This is a genomic window from Jiangella aurantiaca (assembly GCF_004349105.1).
Taxonomy (GTDB): domain Bacteria; phylum Actinomycetota; class Actinomycetes; order Jiangellales; family Jiangellaceae; genus Jiangella; species Jiangella aurantiaca.
In genome coordinates this window covers 81,262-87,822 of record NZ_SMLB01000024.1, presented here as the reverse complement: position 1 = coordinate 87,822, position 6,561 = coordinate 81,262, and the positions used below count along the sequence as shown (strand labels likewise).

5 protein-coding genes are annotated in these 6,561 nt (G+C 73.3%); 3 read left to right on the top strand and 2 right to left on the bottom strand.

Going from position 1 to position 6,561, the window contains the following annotated elements:
* Nucleotides 1-1,755, bottom strand: a 1,755-nt coding sequence (locus E1262_RS17545) for an MMPL family transporter (protein ID WP_132104431.1), incomplete at its 3' end; no start/stop codon positions are given.
* Nucleotides 1,756-1,896: 141 nt separating this feature from the next.
* On the opposite strand from E1262_RS17545, the gene E1262_RS17540 reads away from it, so the two are divergent.
* The 3 genes from E1262_RS17540 (at nucleotide 1,897) to E1262_RS17530 (ending at nucleotide 5,878) form a co-directional block, all read left to right on the top strand.
* Complete coding sequence (locus tag E1262_RS17540; RefSeq protein ID WP_132104430.1) at nucleotides 1,897-3,096, top strand: sensor histidine kinase; 1,200 nt, start codon at nucleotides 1,897-1,899, stop codon at nucleotides 3,094-3,096.
* Nucleotides 3,093-3,770 (top strand): response regulator transcription factor, encoded by a 678-nt coding sequence (locus E1262_RS17535; RefSeq protein ID WP_132104429.1) that lies wholly within the window; start codon nucleotides 3,093-3,095, stop codon nucleotides 3,768-3,770. The genes E1262_RS17540 and E1262_RS17535 overlap by 4 nt, the downstream gene beginning before the upstream one ends.
* Before the next feature lie 80 nt (nucleotides 3,771-3,850).
* Nucleotides 3,851-5,878: a glycerophosphodiester phosphodiesterase family protein gene (locus E1262_RS17530; protein ID WP_132104439.1), complete on the top strand. Its 2,028-nt coding sequence runs from the start codon at nucleotides 3,851-3,853 to the stop codon at nucleotides 5,876-5,878.
* 61 nt (nucleotides 5,879-5,939) lie between these two features.
* Here the strand turns inward: E1262_RS17530 and E1262_RS17525 are convergent, their stop codons facing one another.
* Nucleotides 5,940-6,539, bottom strand: a complete 600-nt coding sequence (locus E1262_RS17525) for a LysE/ArgO family amino acid transporter (RefSeq protein ID WP_132104428.1) — start codon at nucleotides 6,537-6,539, stop codon at nucleotides 5,940-5,942.
* Nucleotides 6,540-6,561 lie beyond the last annotated feature (22 nt).

Sequence of the window (6,561 nt, the reverse complement as noted above, 5' to 3'; positions counted from 1 at the left end):
CCACCCGCCCTCCAGGACCAGCGCCACCACCCCGTAGGCGGCCGCGACGGAGAGCAGGTTCATCACCGCGGCGGTCAGCATGATGACGACGCTGCGGAACGACACCAGCAGCAGCACCATCGACACCGTCACCACGCCGCCGATGAGCAGCGGCAGCCCGCCGGCCATCGACTCGTTGACGTCGATCGCGGCGGCCGTCACGCCACCGACGTGCACGTCCAGGCCGGTGTCGGCCTCGGCCGCGGGCAGCACGTCGTCACGCAGCGTGTGCACGACGTCCTCGGTGGCGGCGTCCTGGGGCCCGGCCTCGGGCAGGACGGTGAGCAGCGCGGTGCCGCCGGACGGGTCGACGACGGGCGGCAGCACGGCCGCTACCCCGGGCGTCGCCGCGACGGCGTCGGACACCGCCGGCAGCGCGGCTGCCCCCTCGTCACCCGCCAGCGACGTCACCAGCAGCAGCGGGCCGTTGGCGCCGGCGCCGAACCCGTCGGCGAGCAGGTCGTAGGCCTGTCGGCTGGAGTGGTCGGCCGGGTCGTTGCCGGCGTCGGGGAAGCCGAACCGGGCCCCGAGGAACGGCGCCGCCAGCGCCAGCATCAGCGCGCCGCCCAGTGTGACGGCGACGACGTTGCGGCGCTCGATCAGGCGGCTCCACCGCAGCCAGCCGCGCGACGGCTCGACGTGCCCGCCCTCGGCCACCGCGACCGCGCCGCGCCGTCCGATCGGCAGCCGCCACCGCTCGATCCGGTGCCCGAAGAACCCGAGCAGCGCCGGGAACAGCGTCGCCGCGGCCGCCATGACGATCAGGACGGCGACCATCGTCACCACGGCCGCGCCGCGCATGAACGACAGGCCCATCGCGAACAGCCCGAACATGCTGATCATCACCGTGCCGCCGGCCACCATGACCGCACGCCCGGCGGTGTCCAGCGTGGCGACGACGGCGCGCTCGGGCTCCAGCCCGGCGGCCCGCCACTCGCGGAACCGCGTCACCATGAGCAGCACGTAGTCGATGCCCAGCGCGATACCGATCAGCGACGCCAGGATCGGCGCCCAGCTCGGCACGTCCATGATCGCCGCGACCACGCCCGCCAGCATCGAGCTGACCGCCAGCCCCGCGACCGCGACGCCGATCGGCAGCCCGGCCGCGACCACCGTGCCGAACGTCACCAGCAGGATCACGGCTGCGGCGACCAGCCCGACCATCTCCCCGCCGAACTCGCCGGACTCGGCCTGCCGGATCGCGTCGCCGCCCAGCGCGACGTCGAGTCCCGGCCGCGACGCCTCCTCGGCCGCCTCCAGCATCAGCTCGGCGTCGGCGACCGGCAGCTCCTCCGGCGCGTCGACGTCGAGGCTCATCCGCGCCTGCAGCGTCTGCCCGTCCGGCGCCAGCCCGCCGGCCGTCGTGTACGGGTCGTCGACGGCGACGACGTGCGGCATCGTGCGCAGCTCGTCCAGCAGCGCGGTGACGTCGGCCTGGACGTCCGGGTCGGTCGCCGGGTCGTCGGAGTGCACCACCACGTCCACCGGCTCGCCGGCCTGGGCCGGGAACCCGTCGAGGAGCAGCCGTTGCGCCTGCTGCGAGTCGCTTCCGGGACTGGAGTAGTCGACCTCGTAGTCGCCGCCGAACGCCGCGGCCAGTCCCGCGGCGACGGCCAGTGCGGCCGCCCAGCCGAGCAGCACGCGCCAGCGGTGCCGGAACGAGACGCCGGCCAGCCGGCCCAACGGCCCTGGCCTGTGTGTCGGTGTAGTCGTCATACCGCGATCCTGGGCGGACGGCCCGGGCGCCGTCGTCGGCCGCGGGGCGCGTTCGGCGGTACCGGGCTACGCCCGCCGGAGTAGCCCGGTGCGCCCACGAGTGGACGCGGCGTCCCGGCCCGCGTCGCTACCATCGCTGCCATGGAGCGGTTGGTACGGCGCCTTCCGACGCTGTCGGCGCCGACGCAGGACGTGCTGATCGCCGGTTTCGTCACGCTGTTGCAGGTGCAGGGCACGCACTCGGCGATCCTGGCCGACCCCGAGCTGGCCGGTCCGTTCGACGTGCTCGGCGTCTTGGGCAACGGGCTGCTCATGCTCAGCGGCCTGCTCCTGCTGGTGCGGCGGCGCTGGCCGGTTCCGGTCTTCGTCGCGACCGGCCTGATCAGCGTGGCCTACTTCGCGGCCGGGTATCCCGACGGGCCGGGCTGGATCTCGCTGTTCGTGGCCATCTACACGGTGACGGCGCACGGCGACGGCCGCCGCTCGCTGGTCATCGTCGCGAACGGCCTCGCGGTGCTGGCCGTCGTCTGGATCCTCACCACCGACTTCGACGACGGCGAGCGGATCGGCTGGCTGGCGTTCCGCATCGGCGCGACCATCATGGCGGCGGCGCTGGGGGAGTCGGTGCGCTCGCGCCGCGTGATCGCCGCCGACGCCCTGCACCGGGCCGAGGTGGCCGAGCGGACCCGCGACGAGGAGGCCCGACGCCGGGTTGACGCCGAGCGGCTGCGCATCGCCCGCGAGGTGCACGACACGGTCGCGCACGCCATCGCGATCATCAACGTGCAGGCGGGGGTGACGGCTCACGTGCTGGACAAACGGCCGGAGCGGGCCCGCGAGACGCTGCTCACCATCGAGCAGACCAGCGCCCGGGCGCTGCGCGAGATGCGCTCCGTCCTCGGTGTGCTGCGCGGCGACGACGACGGCTCGCCCGGGCCGAGCCTCGGAGCGCTGGACGAGCTGCTCGCGGTGGCGCGGCGGGCCGGGCTGGACGTCGCGGTCACCGGCTCGGTTCCCGCCGGCGCGCTGCCCGAGGCCGTCGACCGCGCCGCCTACCGGATCGTCCAGGAGTGCATCACCAACGTCATCCGGCACGCCGGGCCGGCCCGGGTCACCGTCGGCGTCGAGCTGCGCGATGGTGAGCTGCGGCTCGAGGTCGCCGACGACGGCGGCGGGCTGAGTGCGCCGGCCGGCCCGCCGGTCGAGCCCGGGCGCGGCCTGGCCGGCATGCGGGAACGCTGCGAGCTGCTCGGCGGCACGTTCGAGGCCGGACCGGACGGCGACGGCTTCCGCGTGCGCGCCCGTCTGCCGCTGAACCGCGTCGAGGCCGCCGCCCGATGACCGAACTGGTGAAGGTCCTGCTCGCCGACGACCAGGTGCTGGTCCGCGCGGGCTTCCGGGTGCTGCTCGACGTCGAGGACGACATCGACGTCGTCGGCGAGGCGGCCACCGGCGCCGAGGCGATCGAGCGCTGCCGCGAGTCGCGCCCCGACGTCGTGCTCATGGACATCCGGATGCCCGACCTCGACGGCATCGAGGCGACCCGCCGCATCGCGGCCATCCCCGGCCTGGAGCGGGTCAAGGTGCTGATCCTCACCACGTACGACACCGAGGAGTACGTGTTCGACGCGCTCGAGGCCGGCGCCAGCGGGTTCCTGCTCAAGGACGCCGGGCCGCAGGAGTTGCTGCACGCCATCCGCGTCGTCGCCGCCGGCGAGGCGCTGCTCGCGCCGAAGATCACCCGGCGGCTGATCGCCCAGTTCACCGCGGCGCGTGCGGCGCACCAGGTGGCCGAGGACCGTCTCGGCGTGCTCACCCAGCGCGAGCGCGAGGTGCTGGCGCTGGTCGGCACCGGGCTGTCCAACGCCGAGATCGGCGCCGCCCTCTCGCTCAGCCCGGCAACCGCCAAGACGCACGTCAGCCGGGCCATGATCAAGCTCGGCGCGCGCGACCGCGCCCAGCTCGTCGTCATCGCCTACCAGACCGGACTGGTCAGCGCCCGCCCGATGGCCTGATGTCGGTCTGCCGGTCGGCTCCCTGTCACCTGTCCACCCCGCGGCGTTCAACCGGTGTGGACACGATCGGCGCCATGTCGATGCCAATCTTGCGTACCGCCCTCGCGGCCGCCGTGCTGGGCGCGGGCCTGCTCGCCGCCCCGGCACAGGCGACGCCGGCCCCCGAGTTCGACCTGCAGGCCCACCGCGGCGGGCTGGGGCTGCGGCCCGAGAGCACGCTCGCGTCGTTCGGCAACGCCCTGCAGCTGGGCGTGTCGACGCTGGAGCTGGACGTCCAGATCACCAAGGACGGCTACGCCGTCGTGACGCATGACCGCCGGATCAACCCGGCCAAGTGCGCCGACACCGAGCCCGTCACGCCGGGCGACCCGCAGTTCCCGTACTCCCAGGGCAGGTACATCAAGGACCTCACGCTCGCCCAGCTGCGCACGCTGGACTGCGGCAGCCGCCGGCTGGCCGGCTACCCCGAGCAGCAGGTCGTGCCCGGCGCGGGCATGCCGCTGCTCAGCGAGGTCTTCGACCTGGTGCAGCGGTACGACGCCGACGACGTCGTGCTGAACATCGAGACCAAGGTGGAGGCCGGCGCGCCGCACGAGACCGCGCCGCGCGAGCAGTTCGTCCAGGTCGTCGCCCGCGAGATCCGCGCCGCGCGCATGGAGCGGCAGGTCACCATCCAGTCCTTCGACTGGGGCGCGCTGATGCGGATGGGCGAGGTCATGCCGCGGCTGCCGCTGGTGGCGCTGACGAACTACGACTTCCTGCAGGTCGACCGGCCGGGCGCGTCGCCGTGGCTGGGCGGCATCGACATCGACGACTTCGACGACGACCCGATCGCGGCGATCAAGTCGTTCGGCGCCGACGCGTTCTCTCCGGTGCACGGCTTCCCGCAGGGCGGCTCCGTCAACGACCCGAACTACGTCCCGTACGTCACCCGCGAGATGGTCCGCTCGGCGCATCGGGCCGGGATCGAGGTCGTCCCGTGGACCATCAACGACCCCGCCACGATGGAGAAGCTCATCGACGACGGCGTCGACGGCATCATCACCGACTACCCGAACCGGTTGCGCGGCGTCATGGCCGAGCGCGGCTTCGCGCTGCCGGAGCCGGTCGCGTCGCCGTTCGACGTCCAGGCCCACCGCGGCGGTCGCTGGGACCGTCCGGAGAACACGCTGCCGGCGTTCGAGCACGCGCTGGCGAACCCGGACGTCTCGACGCTGGAGCTGGACACCGGCGTGACGGAGGACGGCGTGCTGGTGGTCAGCCACGACCGCGCGATCAACGCATCGCACTGCGTCGACACCGCCCCGGCCACCCCCGGCGACCCGGAGTTCCCGTATGTCGGCGACCTCGTCCGCGACCTCACGCTGGCGCAGATCACGACCATCGACTGCGGCTCGAAGACGCCGGCCGACCTGCCCGAGCAGGTGGCCGTCCCGGGGGCGCGCATCCCGACCCTGGACGAGGTGTTCGCGCTGGTCGAGGCGAGCGGCCGCGACGACGTCCGGCTCAACGTCGAGACCAAGATCAGCCCGCTGGTGGACGACACCGCGCCGTACGACGTCTTCACGGACAAGCTGGTCGAGGCGATCGAGGACGCCGGGTTCGTCGACCGGACGACCATCCAGTCGTTCGACTGGCGCACGATCCGCTACGCCCGCCAGCTGAACCGGCACATCGAGACCGTCGCGCTGGTCTGGCAGTACGGCCCGGCCGAGTGCGCCTCGCTCGCCGACGAGTGCTCGCTGCAGGCGGCCTACGGCGATCCGTCCGTCAAGAGCCCGTGGACCGACGGCATCGACTGGTGGCGTTCGCGCAACCTCGGCGTGATGACGCGGATCGCGGGCGCCTCGACGGTGTCGGCGAACTGGCAGGTGCACGACCCGTCGCAGGGCGTGGTCCAGTCCAGCGACTGGTATCTGCGCGAGGACCCGTCCTATTTCCACGGCCCAGAGATCGCCGACCTGCAGCGCATGCACGTCAAGGTGGTCCCGTACACCGTCAACGACGCGGCGATCATGCAGCGCCTCGTCGACCTCGGCGTCGACGGCATCATCAGCGACGACCCAAATCTGCTGATCGGGGTCGCGACCCGCAACGGCCTGCGCTGAGGGGCCCGGTCATCTCGCGGGCGCGTGACGAACGGTTCGTGGGAGGAGCCAGGTCAGCGACTCAGCCGAGGAGCAGGCCGAGGCCGATTGCGGCCATGACGAGCGCGATCGAGCCGTCCAGGACCTGCCAGGCGCGCGGCCGCTCGAACACCGAGCTGAGCGACCGGGCGCCGAACCCGAGCGCGGTGAACCATCCGATGGACGCCGCCGCGGCGCCGGCGCCGTACAGCCAGCGACCGTCGTCGCCGTGCTGGTTGGCCAGGGAGCCGAGCAGCACGACGGTGTCGAGGTACACGTGCGGGTTGAGGAACGTGAACGCCAGGCAGGTGAGCACGGCGGCCCGCGCGGTCGTCGCCGAGCGCCCGGCCGTCGACAGCGACGACGGGCGCAGCGCCCGGCGCGCGGCCAGGGCACCGTAGCCGAGCACGAACGCCGCACCCCCGTACCGCGCCACGTCGAGCGCCCACGGGTGCGCGGTCAGCAGCGCCCCCAGCCCGGCGATGCCGGCGCCGATGAGCAGCGCGTCGGCGGCCGCGCAGACCAGCACCACCGGGAGCACGTGACGGCGGCTGATGCCCTGGCGCAGGACGAACGCGTTCTGCGCCCCGATGGCGATGATCAGCGAGAGGGACGTGACGAACCCGATGGCGGCACTGGACACGTCACCGACGGTAGGGCCGGGT

Excerpts from the sequence above, each read along its gene's own strand:
- E1262_RS17540 (WP_132104430.1), top strand. The coding sequence starts at position 1,897 with ATGGAGCGGTTGGTACGGCGCCTTCCGACGCTGTCGGCGCCGACGCAG.
- E1262_RS17535 (WP_132104429.1), top strand. The coding sequence starts at position 3,093 with ATGACCGAACTGGTGAAGGTCCTGCTCGCCGACGACCAGGTGCTGGTC.
- E1262_RS17530 (WP_132104439.1), top strand. The coding sequence starts at position 3,851 with ATGCCAATCTTGCGTACCGCCCTCGCGGCCGCCGTGCTGGGCGCGGGC.